Raw genomic sequence first — 16,541 nt, forward strand, 5'->3', positions numbered from 1 at the left:
GCCCGCAGATTAGCGATTGAGTTTTCGCATCCGCTCGGAGGGGGTGATGATATCGGTCAAACGAATGCCGAACTTGTCGTTCACGACAACGACTTCACCCTGGGCAATCAAGGTGCCGTTTACCAGTACATCCATCGGTTCGCCGGCCATGGCGTCAAGTTCAACGACCGAGCCGTGGGCCAGTTGCAGCAGGTTCTTGATGGTGATTTTTGTGCGTCCCAATTCGACGGTGATCTGGACGGGAATATCCAGAATCATGTCGAGCTCGTTCATCATGCCATTGTTGCCGGTAGTGCCGCCAAAAGAAGGGAAGATGTCGGCAGGCTGGGCTGCCGGGGCGGCATCGACGATCGCCTGCTCTGCCATGGCTGCAGCCCAGTCGTCTTCGCTGATCTGTTCTTCTTCTGCCGCCGGGTTCTCGATATTTTCCATTTCTTCAGCCATTTTTTTCTCCCATCGCCGGTTCTCCGGGCGGTGCGTCGGGCAATGCAGCGATGAATCGCTCGACTTTCAGTGCGTATTGGCCATTGAGTTGGCCATAGGTGCATTCCATCAGAGGGACGTTGTCGACCAGCGCCTGAATTTTGTCCGGAATGTGGAGTGGAACGACATCGCCCACTTTCAGGTTCAGAATCTGTCCCAGCGTGATTTTTCCGCCGCCCAGATGGGCAACGATTTCAACTTCAGCGCCTTGCAACTGCTTGCGCAAGGTGCCGATCCAGCGTTTGTCAGTCGATAGCTGATCGCTCTGCATGGTGCTGTACAGCAGGTCGCGAATCGGTTCCAGCATCGAGTACGGGAAGCAGATGTGCATGTCGGCCGTGGCGCCGCCAAATTCAAGAGTGAAAGTCGTCGAAACGACGATTTCCGATGGCGTGGCGATGTTGGCAAACTGCGAGTTCATTTCCGAACGGATGTATTCGAAAGTGATGTTGTGTACCGGCTTCCAGGATTTCTCATATTCGGTGAACACGACGGTGAGCAGGCCCTGAATGATGCGCTGCTCGGTGGGCGTGAAGTCGCGTCCCTCGACCCGGGTATGGAAACGGCCATCGCCACCGAACATGTTGTCGACCACCAGAAAGACCAGGTTGGGGTCGAAAACAAAAAGCGCCGTTCCGCGCAGAGGCTTGGCGATGACCAGGTTCAGATTGGTTGGTACGACCAGATTGCGGATGAACTCGCTGTATTTCTGCACCCGGATCGGCCCGACCGAAATCTCTGCATTCCGGTGCATGTAGTTGAACAGGCCAATCCGCAAATATCGGGCAAAACGCTCATTGACCAGTTCCAGCGTCGGCATGCGCCCACGGACGATGCGTTCCTGGGTGCCAAGATTGTACGAGCGTATGCTGCCGCCATCGCCCTCGGCTGCTTCGGGCTCGTCGGATTCCCCGGTGACGCCCTTGAGTAGGGCGTCAACCTCGTCCTGGGAGAGAAAATCGCCCGCCATGACTCCTTACTGGATGATAAAGGAGGTGAACAAAACCGACTTGGCCGGGCCTTCTGGCATGACCAGCTCGCCCTTCCTGTTTTTCTTCGGTGGCTCAATCACCGAATTGATTTCGTCTTTCAGAGCCTCGGCCAGATGTTCCTTGCCTTCTTTCGACAAGAGTTCCGAAGATTTCTTCGACGACAGCAACAAGGTGATGTTGTTGCGAATTTTCGGCATTTGCGCCTTGAGCACCGGTTCGGACAACGGGTCTTCAAGCTCGAGCGACAAGACAACCTGCAAATACTGATCACTGCCTGCCGTTTCAGGGATCAGATTGACGGTGAACGGCTCCAGATTGACGAAAACCGGTGGCAACTCATGGCCATCTTTTTTCTTTTCCTTTTTTGCCGGCTTTTCGGTCTCTTCCGCCGTTTCTTCGTCGTCCGGGTTGTCGCTCTTCTTGAGCAGCATGAAGGCCGCGCCTCCACCGCCGAGTACGAGCAGGAGCACGACGGCCAGAATGATGATCAACAGTTTCTTGCTTTTTTTCTTGGGGGCTTCTGCCCCTTCTTCAACTGGCTTGGCATCTTTGGCCATATGTTTCCTCTTTTGTTACGCTGTGGTCGCTCAGGCGAACAGATCAACCATGCCCCTGCCGCGCTGGACCGGGGTGCTGACCGTGCTATCCACGGTATTTCCGATGCCCGGAAGTATAGCGTTTTCGCCCGTCGAACGGTTCCCGTTCGCTGACTGGAACGGTGCTTCGCGGTTTTGTTGGGCCATGTTGGCACCAACATCAGCCTGGCCAAGATTGATTCCCGCGCCGGCCAGCATCTCTTTCAGCTGCGACAACGAGCTTTCAATTGCCTGGCGTACCTCGGCGTGAGGGGAAGCAAAAATTGCGGAAGCCTGGTCGCCGTTTATCTGCAGGGTGATTTGCACTGGACCCAACTGCGGCGGGTTGATATTGATTTGGGCCGTTTGTTGGTCATTTTTTGCCAGCCAGACGATTTTCTCGCTGAAATTGTTAGACCAGTTGTCGGCATGCAACGGGGTGCTGACTTCAGTGCTGACACTTTGTGCTTGAGTCGCCTGTTTTTGTTGGGCTGCAGCTGTTCCGGCTGCAAGAACGGCAGACGTGTCTTGTGATGCAGGGGCCTGGGCGAGTGTCTCGGCGGCAATATTTGCCGCTGTACCCTGGTCTGTCTGGGCTTTTAATTTGAGGGCGGCGGCAAAATCATCCTGATATGCACTCTGGCTTTGAAGAGGACTGTTGGCTCGTGCCTCTTGTTCCTTGGAGAGTATGGCGAGCTTGTCACCGGAGGCATTGCTGGCTTCCTGGCCGAATCCCGTGATGGCCGCTGTGTCCGATGCGCCGGGTGACAGGGAGTTTGTCGTCGCCGGTATGGACTGGGCAGGAATGGCCATGAATAGCGCAAGGGCTGGGTCTGTTGCGATCAGGTCCGATGTGGTCTTGTTCTCGGTTCCTGCCTCTTCTTCTTTTGCAGCAGAGCCGGAAGATAAGGTGCTGGCCAGGGATGCGGCATTGCCAATCTGCCCGGAAAGCAAGGCGGCGAATCCGGCTGGCAGTCCGTCGCTCGGTAGTGAGGCAGCCAGCGTCGGGCTGCTTGCAGCGGTCGACGTGCTGGAAGTGGAGATAATCGTGATTCCCATCGTGAACCTTCTTCGGGCGTTGATTTGCCTGGATATCAGCAAATAGCATGCCTGATGCTTAGGCGTCGGGATTCTCCGGTATGCTGTATTTGCGGGATGAAAACTCATCCTGCAGTTTTTGTTCCTGTTTTCCTTCCCGATAGCGTTCGCGCGCATCGTGGCGCAGGGATAGGGTGTCGATTGCCTTGAGCTGCTTGTTCTGGTTCTTCCAATGCTCCTGGCCTGCCTTGGTGCTGTTTTCCGAATCGACCACCGTCAGGCGTTGCTGTTCGATGGCTTGGTCAATTCGGGCGAGGAAGTCCTGATAATTATGCAGGACGAGACGAGTGATACCTTGCGCTGTCGCTTCGCTCATCCGTTGAGCGTATTCAGCCCGGTATTCTTCGAGCATCTGCAGGCGGCTGCGCTGATTCTGCTCAGCTGCGATCAGTTGACCGAGCTTGCGGGTGGCTTCGTCGGTCCGGGTCTGCATGACCTCGAGCAGTGGTTGCAGGGAAAAGGGCTGAGCCATGTTTTATCAGAACAGGGTGGCCAATGCGGCCGTGCTGGCGGCAAAGTCGGACTGTTCGTTGAGCCGTTGCTGCAGGAAGTGTTCCATCTTCGGATAGATGGCAATCGCCTGGTCGAGTACCGGGTCGGAGCCCGGCGCATAGGCGCCAACCGAAATCAGGTCGCGGGAGCGCTGATAACGGGCAAAAAGCACCTTGAACCGCCGTATCTGATCGAGGTGTGCCGGCTCGATCAGGTTGACCATCGCCCGGCTGATCGATTGTTCGATGTCGATGGCCGGGTAATGGCCTGCATCGGCGAGTGTTCGTGAGAGCACGATGTGGCCATCGAGAATGGCACGGGCCGAGTCGGCAATCGGGTCCTGTTGGTCATCGCCTTCGGCGAGTACCGTGTAGAAGGCCGTAATCGAACCACCGCCTTCCGGACCGTTGCCGGCGCGTTCGACAAGCTGAGGCAAGCGGGCGAAAACCGAAGGCGGATAACCGCGGGTTGCCGGTGGTTCACCGATGGCCAGGGCGATTTCACGCTGCGCCATGGCGTAGCGGGTTAACGAATCCATGATGAGCAGGACCTGCTTGCCCTGGTCGCGGAAATATTCTGCAATGGTGGTGGCGTAGGCGGCCCCCTGCAGGCGCATCAGCGGGCCGGTATCGGCCGGTGCGGCGACGACGACGGCGCGGCGCATGCCTTCTTCACCAAGAATCTGCTCGATGAATTCCTTGACCTCGCGGCCGCGCTCGCCGATCAGTCCGACGACGATGACTTCGGCTTCGGTGTAGCGGGCCATCATGCCGAGCAGCACTGACTTGCCGACGCCGGAGCCGGCAAACAAGCCCATGCGTTGGCCGCGTCCAACGGTCAACAGCGCGTTGATGGCACGAATGCCGACGTCGAGCGGTTGGTGGATCGCCGCGCGCGACATCGGGTTGACCGGCCGGCTTTGCAACGAACGCGATTGCGCCGTACTGAGATGCCCCTTGCTGTCGAGGGGGCGTCCTACACCGTCGACGACGCGTCCAAGTAGTTCATCGCCGACCGGAACCTGCTTGGCGCGGTCGATGGCACGACGCCGGAAGGGGGGCGGGCCATCGATACGCGGCGGCGTGGTCGGCGTTTCGAAGGCGACAACCTTGCAGCCGGGGGCCAGCCCATAGACATCATCTGATGGCATCAGGTAAAGCTTTTCGCCGGCAAAGCCGACCACCTCGGCTTCGACCGGCGCGCCACCCTGCGGGTAGATGCGGCAGGAGCTGCCGAGCGGCAGCTTCAGTCCGGCGGCCTCCATGACCAGGCCATTGATCCGGGTCAGGTGCCCGACTGGCCATAGTGGCTGGGCATTCGCGGCGGCAAGCCTGCAGTTGTCGAGAAAGGTTTGCCAGCGACCGGTGTGATCCGGAGGTGTCACTGGTTTAGCCATGCTGTAGGTTCGGTGCCAATGGCTTCGAGAACGCGCTTCCAGCGTGTTTCTATGGTGGCGTCCACCTCGCTGGTGCCGGCTCGAACCAGGCAGCCGCCCGGGCTGATTTCGCTATCGTCGATGATCTGTGTGCCGCTCTGCTGAAACTGCTCGCCGAGTTGGGCGCGGACACGTATCGCGTCAGCTGGGTTAAGGCGCAGGGTCAAGTGGCTGTGCTGCAAGGGAAGTGCCGCGATTGCCTGGCGGATGATCGGGAGCAGGATGTCTTCCTTGACGGCAAGACTGCCGGAAATCATCTGGCTGGCAATTTCGGTGGCCAGTGCGAGTAAGTTTTCGGCAACGCTCTGGTCCAGTTCGTCCAGCGCATGCTGGAACCCGTCAGCCAGCGTTCTGAGATTCTCAATTTCAGCCTCTGCTGCCGCACGACTGCTTTCTTCAGCGGCGAGTCGTCCTTCTTCATAGCCGGCCTGGTAGCCAGCGGCACGCGTTTCTTCGTGGAGGCGCTCAAGCTCTTCCGCGGTTGGCAGGTGGAAGGCTTGATCGACTTCCTCGCTGCTCTCCTCGACCGGCGGCGGAGGCGGTGGTGCTGCCGGTGCGACGACGGGCTTGGGCGGATCAAATGAATTGACCTGCCAGCGCTGAAAGCCGCCCAGTTTTTCTTTGGGGATGATTTCGGACATGGCTTAAGGTCGTCAGACCATCTGTTCCCCACCTGCGCCACCGAGGACGATCTGTCCTTCGTCGGCGAGGCGGCGAACCACCTTGAGGATTTCCTTCTGTTCGGCTTCGACCTCGGAAAGGCGAACCGGGCCTTTCGACTCCAGGTCTTCGCGCATCATCTCGGCAGCGCGTTGCGACATGTTCTTGAAAATCTTCTCGCGCAGATCCGGCGAGGCGCCCTTCAGGGCCAGGATCAGCGAGTCGGATTGAACCTCGCGCAGGATGAGCTGGATCGAACGGTCGTCGATGTCCATCAGATTTTCGAAAACGAACATTTCGTCGAGGATCTTCTGGGCCAGGTCGGGGTCGTATTCGCGGATCGCATCGACGACAGAGGTCTCGTTGGCCGTGCCGATGAAATTGAGGATCTCGGCAACCGTGCGCACGCCGCCCATCGCGGTGTGCTTGACGCTGGCCGAGCCGGACAAGATGCGCATCATCGCTTCGTTCAGTTCGCGCAGGGCGGCCGGCTGGATGCCTTCCAGCGTGGCAATCCGCAGCACTACGTCGTTGCGCAGGCGCTCGGTGAAATGGTTGAGGATTTCACTGGCGTGGTCGTGCTCGAGGTGAACGAGGATGGTGGCGATGATCTGCGGGTGTTCGTTCTTGATCAGGTCGGCGACGGTTGGCGCATCCATCCATTTCAGGCCTTCGATGCCGGAAGTTTCGCCACCCTGCAGGATGCGCGAAATCAGGTTGGAAGCCTTGTCGTCGCCCAGTGCCTTGGTCAGTACAGAGCGGATGTAATTGTCGGTATCGACGTGAACGGCAGCGCTTTCCTCGGCGACCTTGTGGAACTCGTCGAGGACGGCCTCGACCTTGGCGCGCGGCACGGATTTGAGTGCGGCCATGGCGTGACCGAGCTTCTGTACTTCGCGCGGACCGAGGTGCTTGAGGACCTCCGCTGCATGGTCCTCACCCAGTGCAATGAGCAGGGTGGCGCTGTTTTCCAGGCCTTCTTCAGGGCTAGCCATTGGCACCCATCCAGTCTTTCATGATGTTGGCGACAGCCTTCGGATCGGCCTGGGCAAAGTCTCTTGCCTTCTGGACCTTGGCGGCATAGTGGTCGATCTTGACATGGTCTTCGCCCTCTTCGCCTTCGATTGCGATGTGGCCGACCGCGCCGGCCACGCCTTCGGCCGAGGTGCCTTCTTCCGAGCCCGGAGGCGGCGGGAACATGACCTTCATCGAGGGCTGGATAACCTTGAAATAGAGGAAGGCAATGATGCCGGCCAGCAACAGGTATTTGACGATGTCCTTGATGTAGGAAATGTTCTCCGGATCCTTCCAGATCGGCAGTTCCGTTTCCGTCTTTTCGCTGGAAGTGAATGGCGAATTGGCAATCGACAGCGTGTCGCCACGCTCCTTGGAGAAGCCCATGGCTTCGCGGACCAGATCATTGATCTGCTTCATTTCGGCTTCCGGCAAGGCCTTGGTGATCGGTTTGCCATCCTTGCCAAGATCCTTGCGGTGATTGACGACCACGGCAGCCGACAGGCGACGGATATTGCCGATGGCCTGCTTGGTGTAACGCACGGTCTTATCGACTTCGTAATTGATCGTCGCGTTCTTGCTGGTGTTGATCGGCTGTCCGGCAGCATTGAGCGGAGCCGTCACGCCGGCGGCCTCGACCTTGCCCTGGATTTCGCCTGGTTTTGCCGGTTGACCGGTTGGGGCGCCAGGTGCGGGTTGGGTCACCGGCGCGGTCGCCGGTACCGGCGGCTGGTTGCTGAGGGCGCCCGGAACGCCGCCGGACGCCTGGTTGACGCTCGCGGTTTCGTTGTTTTGCTGGCTGCGGATGCTGGTGTTTTCCGGCGTGTTGTTCGGACGGTAGCTCTCTGCCGTTTGTTCGGTCTGCGAAAAGTCGACATCCGCGGCGACTTGCACCTTGTAGTTCTCGCTGCCCAGCACCGGCTTCAGGATTTCATCGATACGCTTGATGATGCTGTCTTCGACTTCGCGCACGTACTTGATCTGGGCCGGGTCGAGGCCGGCTTCGGTCAACTTGCTCTTGAGCTGCGAAAGCAGGCTTCCGTCCTGATCGATGACGGTGACGTTCGCGTTGGGCAGTTGCGGCACGCTGGAGGAAATCAGGTGGGTAATGCCGGCAATCTGGCCATTGTCGAGCGTGCGGCCGGGGTAGAGATTAAGCAGCACCGAAGCCGTCGGCTTCTGTTCTTCCCGCACGAAGACCGAAGGCTTGGGGATGGCCAGATGCACGCGTGCCGCCTGCACTGCGCTGATCGACTGGATGGTGCGCGCCAGTTCGCCTTCCAGACCACGCTGGTAATTGACCTGCTCGGCAAACTGGCTGGTGCCGAACTTCTGGTTTTCCATCAACTCGAAGCCGACCATGCCGCCGCGCGGCAGGCCTTGCGTCGCAAGCTTGAGGCGAATTTCATGGACCCGGTCAGCGGAAACGAGCAGGGAGCCGCTTTCGTTGAACTTGTGGGGAATATTCTGCTGTTCGAGGATGGCAACGATGGCGCCGCCATCTTTTTCGTTCAGGTTGGAGAACAGCACTTTCCAGTCGGGCTGGCGGCTCCACAGGATGCTGCCGACAATCACCGCAACAATGGCCGCGATGGCGACCATGAAAATGATCTTCTGCTGGTTGCCGAGCCGGTTGAAAGCCTCGCGCAGGCGTTCCGCCGGGTTGCCTTCCGGTGCGGTTCCTGCCGTCGTTTCAGTCGTTGCTGCCATCAATGCCCGGGTAAAATTCTTGGAAACAGAAGAAGAATCAATTGAGAAGCCAAATTATCCTAGAAATATTCTACTATTACCCGCGCAGAATTCCCCCAAAACTTTTTTGATGTCTACTTCTCAAACTCCCCCCATTCCTCTCGATTCCGACGCCAAAGCCGCTGAGTTGCAACGGGCTTTCGCCATGTTCAATCAGGTTTCGGCCGAATTGACCCAGGCTTATGAGGCTTTGCAGGGGCGGGTCGCATCGTTGACCGAAGAGCTGGCGATTGCCAATGGGGAGTTGCGCCGCCAGTACCAGGAAAAGGAGGCCCTTTCCGAACGCTTGTCCTCCTTGCTGGATGCCTTGCCGGCCGGGGTCGTCCTGCTCGATCAGCTGGCGATGGTCACCGCTTTCAATCCGGCGGCCATGACGATGTTCGGAAGTGACATGGTCGGGCGGCACTGGGGGGATGTGGTGCGCCAGCATCTCGAACCAACCTTGACTGTCGGTGAGTGGTTGCTCGGTGAGGGGCGGGTTTCGATTGCGGAAAGTGTGCTGGCTTCGGCCGGTGGCAAGATCCTGCTGATTCATGACGTGACCGCAGCGCACCGGATGAAAGCGGAGCTAGAGCGTAACCATCGTCTGGCAGCGATGGGGGAAATGGCCGCTTCGCTGGCGCATCAGTTGCGTACGCCGCTCGCCGCTGCCTTGCTGTACACCTCGAACCTCGGGCAGGCTGGTGTGCCTGACGAGGCGCGGGCGCGCTTTTCGGAAAAGGCGAGTGGTCAGCTACGGCGTTTGGAGCGACTGATTCAGGATGTTTTGCTCTTTGCCCGCGGCGAAAGTATTGGTCGCGATATCATCCCGGCCAGCGACTTGCTGCTTGAGGCTGCACAGACCGTTGAGCCATTGATGCGTGAGCATGGCCTGGAATTCGCTACGGTCGACGCCTGTGAAGGGGCAAAAATCGTTGGTAGCCGCAAGGCCTTGTTCGGTGGGCTGATCAATCTCCTGGAGAACGCCATGCAGGCGACACCGGCAGGCGGCAAAATTTGCCTGTCCGGCAAACGGAGCGGCGATTTGCTGGCGATTGGCGTGCGTGATAGTGGTCCAGGTATTGCGCGCGAAACGCAGGTTCGTATTTTTGAACCCTTTTTTACGACCAAGGGCCAGGGAACCGGGCTCGGCCTGGCGATTGCCCTTGGTGTGGCGCGTGCCCACGGTGGCACCATCGAGCTTTTTTCCGAGCCGGGTGATGGTGCCGAGTTTGTCATCAGTCTGCCGCTTGGGTCGGCAGAGAGCGGAATTGAGGAAAATGGCTGAGCATAGTTTGCCGATCCTGGTTGTCGAGGATGATCCGAGTTTGCGCGAGGCGATCGGCGATACGCTGGAACTGGCCGGGCGTCCCTATGTCGCGGTCGATGGTGGCGAAGCAGCACTCAAGGTGCTGGCGGAGCAGGCTTTTTCGATTGTCGTCAGCGACGTGCGGATGATGCCGATGGATGGCATTACTCTGCTGAAGGAAATTCGCGCTCGCTTGCCGCATTTGCCGGTCGTGTTGATGACAGCCTATGCCGAAGTCGAAAAGGCGGTCGATGCGATGCGCTCCGGCGCCTGTGATTTTTTGCTGAAGCCTTTTGAACCGCAGGCTTTGCTGGCTCACATCAACAAATATGAATTGCCGGACACCGGCGAGTCGCCGGGAGTTGTCGCTAGCGACGCGGCCAGCCGCGAGATGTTTGCCATGGCCCAGCGCGTCGCGCAAACCGATGCAACCGTGCTGTTGACCGGTGAGTCAGGTGTTGGCAAGGAAGTGGTTGCCCGCTTCATTCATCGCAATTCGGCGCGCAAGAGCGGCCCATTTGTTGCCATCAACTGTGCTGCCATTCCGGATACCCTGCTTGAGGCCACCCTGTTCGGTTATGAGAAGGGCGCTTTTACCGGCGCCCAGCAGGCGCAGGCTGGTAAATTCGAACAGGCGCAGGATGGAACCCTGCTGCTCGACGAAGTGACCGAGATGCCGATGAGCCTGCAGGCCAAACTGTTGCGCGTGCTGCAGGAGCGCGAGGTCGAGCGGGTCGGTGGCAAGAAACCGGTGTCATTGAATATCCGGATCATTGCCACCTCGAATCGCGATATGGCCGAAGCAGTCGCCAAGGGTACTTTCCGGGAGGATCTTTTCTATCGCCTGAATGTGTTCCCGGTGGCCATTCCGGCCCTGCGTCAGCGCCGTGAGGATATCGTCGCCATTGCCCGGCATTTCGTCGTCGAGCATGGCGGGCGTCTTGGCCGGACGGGGGTTTCCTTGTCGGCGGAAGCAGAGCAGGCCTTGCAAAACCATAACTGGCCAGGGAATGTGCGCGAACTGGAGAACGTGATTCAACGCGCCCTGATTCTTTCCAGTGGTGCGTTGATTGGCCCTGAGCACCTTAATCTGACGCCGCGGGTTTTTTCTGAAAAACCGGCGGTTCCTGTGGCTTCTCCCGAAGTCAGGGATATTTCCAGTCTGCCAGAGTTGGAAAAAAGGGCTGATAATATGAAAGACTTGGAGCGCGACCATATTCTGCGCACGCTGGCAGAAGTCGGTGGTTCAAGGCGGCAGGCAATCGAGCGCCTGGGGATTTCCGAGCGGACTTTGCGCTACAAGTTGCAGCAGTATCGGGATGAGGGGTATTTTCAGGGCTGAGGCAGGCCCGGGAATTGCTTGTAATAGCCCGTTGCTAGAGGAGTGAAGAATGGATACCCAAGGGATTGAACAAATGTTGAGTGTGTTGCGGTCTACCGCGGCACAAGCTACCGGCAAAACGGCAGAAACTGCCGCCGCACCCGGTGCGCCCGACTTTGCCCAGGTTTTGAAAAGCTCCATCGACAAGGTGAATCAGACCCAGCAGCAGGCTGATCAGATGGGCGAGAAGCTTGCCTCCGGCGATACCAGCCAGAATCTGCACGAAGTCATGATTGCCTTGCAGACGGCGAGTGTTTCATTTCAGGAAATGGTGCAGGTTCGCAACAAGCTGGTTTCGGCCTATCAGGACGTGATGAACATGTCGGTCTGATGCATCGTTTGCCTGTTCGTCAGGCATGCGAAAGCCAATATGTGTCGAGTGTTGATCGGGGTCGGGAAACCGGCCCCGTTTGTTTTGCGGCTACTTGAGCATGCGATCCCTGCGGCAATACATTTTTCCGTTTTTTCCCTGAAAGGCGATAACCGAGCCGCTCAGTGAGGTGTAGGTCGAATATTTGTCGTTCGGATTGTCTTTTCTGAATCCGGTGCCGGCCGGAGCTGCCTTGTTGACAGCTTCTGCCAGTTGGTCCGGTGGCAGCGAAGTGAGTACGCCGATGAAGCGATGTGCGCTGCTCTCGTCGCTGACAAATACCTCGGTAACCGCCGCTCCGTACATTTCCGCTGATGCCTTGAACCAGTAAGCGCCTTGCTCTTGTTTGTAGGCCGGTTTGATCGCGGTCATGTAATTGCGGAAAAAGCCGGGCTCGACATCGTCCAGACACAAAACGGCGGTACCCACCGTGGTCGAGAACGTGCTGCCCTGTGCGATTGCAAACGGGGCGGTGAGTGACAGGGTCAAGCTGATGAGCAGTCTGCTCTGGGCGAAGACTCCTGGGCCATGTCGTGCATTCCCGACTTGCCGGGCGGTCAGGGCGAGGGGAGGTGTCGGCATTGGTGGGCGTTAGTCGTTCAGGCCGGTGTCGCGGGCTTTGCGTTCGCGTTCGATGCGCGTGATGTAACGTTCGATAAAGGCCAGTTTTGTTCCGGTCAAATTGACGAATTCACTGCCGACTCGCAGGCTGTGCTCGCCATTGCGACTTGATATTTCGATGGTCTTGCGTACCCGAAGATTGACCTGAATAACCCCTTCGCCGGGGATTTCGAGGCGGCAGTCCTGAAACAGGGCGTCACGAGGGAAATTCGTGGCTTGTTCAACGGCCGCAATCAGGCTGACGCCGCCGCCGCTGATATCTGACAGGGTAAGTTCAAAGGTCTGGGTTGAATCATCAGCTTTCTTTGTTGCCAACTTGCACTGAATGGGGTGTAAAAGCGGCGGTTCAAGGCGGAAAAACTCCCGACGCTGCAAGCGGAGCAAGAGGCCCGGAATGTTCGAACTGAGCGTGTTCTGGCCTTGGTAGGTCTGTTTTTTCATGCCGCTTAGGCGAACCTGCATCTTGACGCGGTCAAGGGCGGCAACCAGCGTTATCCGGCTTGCGGCCAGGGCAGCCAGATTGCTTTCTTCCGTGTGCGACGGGTCGAGCAAAATCAGGTTTTCTGAGAGGTCGACCGCCACGATTGATGTGAGGAAAAAATGTCGTCCCTCGTCAATGTAAGCCGTGACGATGCTGCGTTGCTTGGCCAGCAGTTGCAGATAAAAGGCGATTTCGCGTGGGTTGGTCAGCAGAAACTGGCTGAACTCTTCCGGGTGGTCGATTTCGAAAACCGGGTTGGAGAGTGGTTCTTCGTTGACAGTTGGCATGCCGATAGCTGAAAGTTTTTTATTCTGCCCATGTTAATCCAAGCGGGCGGTACTTGCCGAATACCTCAATCAGATTGGTGGCAAAGCACTCTTGTCGCCATGCTCGATGCGATAGAGCCAGGCCAGCAGTTCGGCCACCGCCATGTAAAGTTGCGGCGGAATGCTCTGGTCGATGTCTACCTGGGTCAGCAGCGCCACCAGTTCGGGGGATTCGTGCACGTAAATGCCGTGCTCACGTGCGCGCGAGATGATTTCTTCCGCAATCAGCCCCTTGCCGCGGGCGACGACCCGTGGTGCAGCGTCGGTCTGCCGGTAGGCGAGGGCAATTGCCTCGCGTGCAGTATCACTCGGTGAGCGTGCCATGCTTGATCGAAAGTTTGGTCAGGTTGAGTCCGGCGGCTTCGAATTGCTGTCTTAATGAATTGGCCGCACTGCTGAGGGCTGCTTCGCTATTGTCGCTGGTTGCCGAGAGTGCAATTTCAACCTCGTTGCCGGGGCGCAGGCTAAGCGTCGCATCAATGCCACCCAGTTGAGGAAGGTTCAGTTTCAGGCGGGTTTGCCACTGGCCGGAAGTTTCCCGGTCGCTGCGCGTCGCGTTTTCTGACTGCTCGTCGATTTCCCAGTGCATTTGTTGCCCTGGCCAGACTTGCCCTTGCCAGGCAAACGTCTGTGTCGCCAGGGATTCGAGTTGCTGTTGAACCAGTGGTGTAAGGTCGCTGGGAATTCCCGTCGACTGGGACTTGTTGCCGATGCTGATTGCGTCGCTTGCTGTAGAGGTGGGTGTGGGGGATGGCTTTGATTCAACAAGGGGTTTGTCGCCATTGGCGGTTTGGCTTGCCGCGGTGTTGAGGGCGGCCTCCGGTGATGAGTGTTTGCCTTGTGGTTCCTGTAACAGCTGTTCGGTCGGCAGTTGTCCGGCTACCCAGCGTGCCTGGTGGGCTTCGTAGAACACGCCGCTCTTGCTTAATGCATCTTTCAGGAGGGGGGCAAGATCAGCGGCGCTGGCCGGGAATTTTTCGACCAGCGGCTGGTTTCCGTTCAAGGGAGCAGGGGCTGCTCTTTTTCCCTGGCCATCAATGTCGGCAAGCAAGTCGCCGATCAGCTTGCCGGTCTGGCTCAGGGTCGTTGCGACGGAGTCTTGTGTGGTGCCCGCCTGAGCGCCGCTGGTCCGGTTTGATACGACAGCCAGGGCAAGTTTGCCATCGTTTTCGACGACTTCTAGTTCGAGGCTGTCCCCCTGTTTTGCGGCAAAGGGCAGTGCCAGGGTGATGTCGCGCTGGGCAACGACGGCACGGTATGTGCCATTGGGCAACATGGCCTGAATTTCGGCCATGATGCGTTGGCCGGGAACCAGGTCTGAAAGTACATCGCCGAGATTCTTGACCGGGGTGACCGGCTGCGGGGCTGAGGGTTGATCCGGTACAGCCAGCCGTAAGTGGCTGGCAATGTCAGCCGGAATCATCCATTGGCTCCGGGCGCTGAGGCTGCAAATGCATCAAGCAGAAATGCAATATCACTACGGCGGTCTTTTGCCCGGCGTGTGATTTCCTGATTGCAGTCGAGCAGTCTTTGCAAACTTGCCTTCAGTTGGGCTCGGGAAACTTTGCTTTTTTCGATGTTGAGCAGCATGGAGCGGGAGTCATTCTCCAGGCTGGCCAGTAAAGCCCAGTTCTCGGACTTGGCTGCCAGCAGCATTTCCTGGAAGGTTTGCTCCAGCCTGGCAAGTTCGGGGGCGATTGGCATGGTTCAGGAGTCTGAATTATCCGGGGTGATTTCAATCCATGCTGAATGGATTTCATCAAGCAGGGTGCTGACTTCATCAAGCGCAGCGATGTTGTTTTCCAGGTTGGCTGATAGCAGACGGCGTGCCATGTAGTCGTAAAGTGCTGCCAGTTGCTCGGCCAGTTTGCCCCCTGCCTCAATGTTCAGGCTGGCCTTCAGGCCATTGGAGATGATGTCGATGGCCTGGGAAATCAGTTTGCCTTTTTGCGCTATTTCACCGCGCTCAATGTGCAGCTTGGCAACAGAGATTGCCGAGGAGGCGCCTTCAAACAGCAATAGAATAAGTTGATGAGGTGTTGCAGATTTGATCTTTGCTGCTACGCCTACGTCAGCATAAGCAGCGACCGGGTTGAGGTTTCTTCCGAACATGTCAGGTTAATTCGAGCTAAGGCTGGAAATGAAGCTGGTTAGGTAGTCGCCAGTGCTGGTTAACGAAGCGACTAGGGTATCCAGTGCGGTAAATTGGGCTCGGTAGCGAGTTTCGATGGCATCGAGTCGCTCCTGCAGTTTGGTTTGTTGTTTTTCAAGATCATCAACCGTTGTGGTGAGGCCTTTGGTCGCGATGGTCAACGATCCGTCGGTATCCATGAGATTGGTGAGCGTGGTGTCAAAAGCCTCGCCGACGTTAGCGACAAGGTTTGAAACGGTGTTCGAGTCGGCCTTGATGGCGGCATTCAGTTTGGTGCTGTCAATCTCCAGTTTGCCGCTGGAATTGATCGTGACGCCAATATTGGAGAGTGTCTGATAGGACGAGGATGCGTTGCCCGAAGTGGCGCTGAATACAGTTTGGCGAATTTGTCCCGTGGCATAACGCAGCGTGCTGTTGCCTTGCAGATTTCCGGCGACCTTGGTTTCCGGATCGTAGGCACCGAGCGCGCTCATCGTCGTCTGTGAACTGTTGTAGGCAGTGACGAATGCCTCAAGAGCCTTGGTCAGGTTTGTTGTCGACTCTTCGGTAATTTTCAGCGTGGTTGCCGAGCCAATATTGGTGGTCGCCAGTTCCAGCGTTACGCCTTCGAGCACGCCTGTGACCGTGTTCGAGTGGCTGGTTGCGGCAATACCGTTCAGGGTGAACTCGGCATCCAGTGCCGCAAGGCTTTGCGTCATGTCCTGGCTGCCGCTGACATCCGGATCGTAATTGACGCCGCTAATGTCATTCGTTTGCACCAGGGTGTCCGGATCCGTGGTCACGCTGCTGGCAAGGCGCATGACGCTGTTGTTCCCTTCCGGGCCGTTAAGGACGAGTTGGGCGCCATTCGTGCCATTGATGATGCTTGCCGTTACGCCCGCGTCGGAATCGTTGATTGCGTCGCGCAAATCGGCAAGCGTGGCGCCAGCGTCTAGCGCGATGCTGTAAGTCCTCGCGGAGTCAGCCTCGTAGTTTCCGGTGGACGCATTCATGCTGCCCAAACTCAAGGTCAGCGTTCCGCCGTTGGTCGTGATGCTGGTCGTTGAGGATGCGACTACGCCTCCGGTCAAGCGTTGGCCTTGGGCCAGCTTACTGACTTCCAGTGAGTAACTGCCGGCAACTGCGCCTGTTGAGGCTGTGGCAGATGCGACTGCAGTATTGGTGACCGAGGCTGTGTATGACGCAAATTTCTCGCTGGCACTTTGCAGTGTGGAGGGCGTCATGCTGGTTGCGGCAGTTTGCAGGGCAGCCAATGAACTACGCAACGTGCCCATAGCCGAAATTTTGGTTTCGTAGGAGGCCTGTTTTTTTTGCAGCGTAGTCAAAGACACGCTCTCGGCAGCCATTAACTTGGATACCAAAGACTCGAGCTCCAGCCCGGAGCCGGAGCCGAGGGATGTAATTGTGGCCATTTTTTCCTCCTA

At 57.8% G+C, this 16,541-nt stretch carries 19 protein-coding genes; 3 read left to right on the forward strand and 16 right to left on the reverse strand.

Annotated elements, in window-relative coordinates; all coding sequences use genetic code 11:
- Positions 1-9: 9 nt before the first annotated feature.
- Genes fliN through fliF form a run of 9 tightly spaced genes read right to left on the reverse strand, consistent with a single transcriptional unit; the run spans position 10 to position 8,459 of the window.
- Complete coding sequence (fliN, locus tag KIG99_RS14320; RefSeq protein ID WP_404817886.1) at positions 10-444, reverse strand: flagellar motor switch protein FliN; 435 nt, start codon at positions 442-444, stop codon at positions 10-12.
- Complete coding sequence (gene fliM / locus KIG99_RS14325) at positions 437-1,453, reverse strand: flagellar motor switch protein FliM (RefSeq protein WP_226460760.1); 1,017 nt, start codon at positions 1,451-1,453, stop codon at positions 437-439. Before fliM ends, fliN begins: the two co-directional genes overlap by 8 nt.
- Before the next feature lie 6 nt (positions 1,454-1,459).
- A complete protein-coding gene (locus KIG99_RS14330; RefSeq protein ID WP_226460761.1) occupies positions 1,460-2,032 on the reverse strand; it encodes a flagellar basal body-associated FliL family protein in 573 nt (190 codons plus the stop codon).
- A gap of 30 nt (positions 2,033-2,062) precedes the next feature.
- Positions 2,063-3,109: a flagellar hook-length control protein FliK gene (locus KIG99_RS14335; RefSeq protein WP_226460762.1), complete on the reverse strand. Its 1,047-nt coding sequence runs from the start codon at positions 3,107-3,109 to the stop codon at positions 2,063-2,065.
- Between the two features lie 58 nt (positions 3,110-3,167).
- Positions 3,168-3,620 (reverse strand): flagellar export protein FliJ, encoded by a 453-nt coding sequence (fliJ, locus tag KIG99_RS14340; RefSeq protein ID WP_226460763.1) that lies wholly within the window; start codon positions 3,618-3,620, stop codon positions 3,168-3,170.
- Between the two features lie 6 nt (positions 3,621-3,626).
- Positions 3,627-5,036: a flagellar protein export ATPase FliI gene (fliI, locus tag KIG99_RS14345; RefSeq protein ID WP_226460764.1), complete on the reverse strand. Its 1,410-nt coding sequence runs from the start codon at positions 5,034-5,036 to the stop codon at positions 3,627-3,629.
- On the reverse strand, positions 5,021-5,716 hold the full coding sequence (locus KIG99_RS14350) for a flagellar assembly protein FliH (RefSeq protein WP_226460765.1): 696 nt from the start codon (positions 5,714-5,716) through the stop codon (positions 5,021-5,023). Before KIG99_RS14350 ends, fliI begins: the two co-directional genes overlap by 16 nt.
- 12 nt (positions 5,717-5,728) lie before the next feature.
- The gene (fliG, locus tag KIG99_RS14355) at positions 5,729-6,730 is read right to left on the reverse strand and encodes a flagellar motor switch protein FliG (RefSeq protein WP_226460766.1); all 1,002 of its coding nucleotides are present in this window, start codon (positions 6,728-6,730) and stop codon (positions 5,729-5,731) included.
- Positions 6,723-8,459, reverse strand: coding sequence for a flagellar basal-body MS-ring/collar protein FliF (gene fliF / locus KIG99_RS14360; RefSeq protein WP_226460767.1), 1,737 nt, complete (start codon positions 8,457-8,459; stop codon positions 6,723-6,725). Before fliF ends, fliG begins: the two co-directional genes overlap by 8 nt.
- Positions 8,460-8,568: 109 nt before the next feature.
- Between fliF and KIG99_RS14365 the strand changes: the two genes are divergently transcribed.
- The 3 genes from KIG99_RS14365 to fliE are packed head-to-tail and all read left to right on the forward strand — an operon-like array spanning position 8,569 to position 11,498.
- The gene (locus KIG99_RS14365) at positions 8,569-9,765 is read left to right on the forward strand and encodes a sensor histidine kinase (protein WP_226461840.1); all 1,197 of its coding nucleotides are present in this window, start codon (positions 8,569-8,571) and stop codon (positions 9,763-9,765) included.
- Positions 9,758-11,128, forward strand: a complete 1,371-nt coding sequence (locus tag KIG99_RS14370) for a sigma-54-dependent transcriptional regulator (protein ID WP_226461841.1) — start codon at positions 9,758-9,760, stop codon at positions 11,126-11,128. Before KIG99_RS14365 ends, KIG99_RS14370 begins: the two co-directional genes overlap by 8 nt.
- 49 nt (positions 11,129-11,177) lie before the next feature.
- Positions 11,178-11,498 (forward strand): flagellar hook-basal body complex protein FliE, encoded by a 321-nt coding sequence (gene fliE, locus KIG99_RS14375; protein WP_226442643.1) that lies wholly within the window; start codon positions 11,178-11,180, stop codon positions 11,496-11,498.
- A gap of 90 nt (positions 11,499-11,588) precedes the next feature.
- Here fliE and KIG99_RS14380 read toward each other — a convergent pair whose 3' ends face one another.
- The 7 genes from KIG99_RS14380 to fliD form a co-directional block, all read right to left on the reverse strand.
- A complete protein-coding gene (locus tag KIG99_RS14380) occupies positions 11,589-12,026 on the reverse strand; it encodes a hypothetical protein (RefSeq protein WP_226460768.1) in 438 nt (145 codons plus the stop codon).
- A 102-nt stretch (positions 12,027-12,128) separates the two neighbouring features.
- Positions 12,129-12,926, reverse strand: coding sequence for a flagellar brake protein (locus tag KIG99_RS14385; RefSeq protein WP_226460769.1), 798 nt, complete (start codon positions 12,924-12,926; stop codon positions 12,129-12,131).
- Positions 12,927-12,995: 69 nt separating this feature from the next.
- Positions 12,996-13,289 carry an EscU/YscU/HrcU family type III secretion system export apparatus switch protein gene (locus KIG99_RS14390; RefSeq protein WP_226460770.1) on the reverse strand — a complete coding sequence of 98 codons (294 nt, stop codon included), beginning with the start codon at positions 13,287-13,289 and terminating at the stop codon, positions 12,996-12,998.
- Positions 13,270-14,388 (reverse strand): flagellar hook-length control protein FliK, encoded by a 1,119-nt coding sequence (fliK, locus tag KIG99_RS14395; protein WP_226460771.1) that lies wholly within the window; start codon positions 14,386-14,388, stop codon positions 13,270-13,272. The genes KIG99_RS14390 and fliK overlap by 20 nt, the downstream gene beginning before the upstream one ends.
- On the reverse strand, positions 14,385-14,669 hold the full coding sequence (gene fliT, locus KIG99_RS14400) for a flagellar protein FliT (RefSeq protein WP_226460772.1): 285 nt from the start codon (positions 14,667-14,669) through the stop codon (positions 14,385-14,387). The genes fliK and fliT overlap by 4 nt, the downstream gene beginning before the upstream one ends.
- Before the next feature lie 3 nt (positions 14,670-14,672).
- A complete protein-coding gene (fliS, locus tag KIG99_RS14405; RefSeq protein WP_226460773.1) occupies positions 14,673-15,077 on the reverse strand; it encodes a flagellar export chaperone FliS in 405 nt (134 codons plus the stop codon).
- A gap of 6 nt (positions 15,078-15,083) precedes the next feature.
- On the reverse strand, positions 15,084-16,529 hold the full coding sequence (gene fliD / locus KIG99_RS14410) for a flagellar filament capping protein FliD (RefSeq protein WP_226460774.1): 1,446 nt from the start codon (positions 16,527-16,529) through the stop codon (positions 15,084-15,086).
- Between the last annotated feature and the right edge of the window lie 12 nt (positions 16,530-16,541).

The organism is Quatrionicoccus australiensis, from assembly GCF_020510425.1.
GTDB classification, from domain to species: domain Bacteria; phylum Pseudomonadota; class Gammaproteobacteria; order Burkholderiales; family Rhodocyclaceae; genus Azonexus; species Azonexus australiensis_A.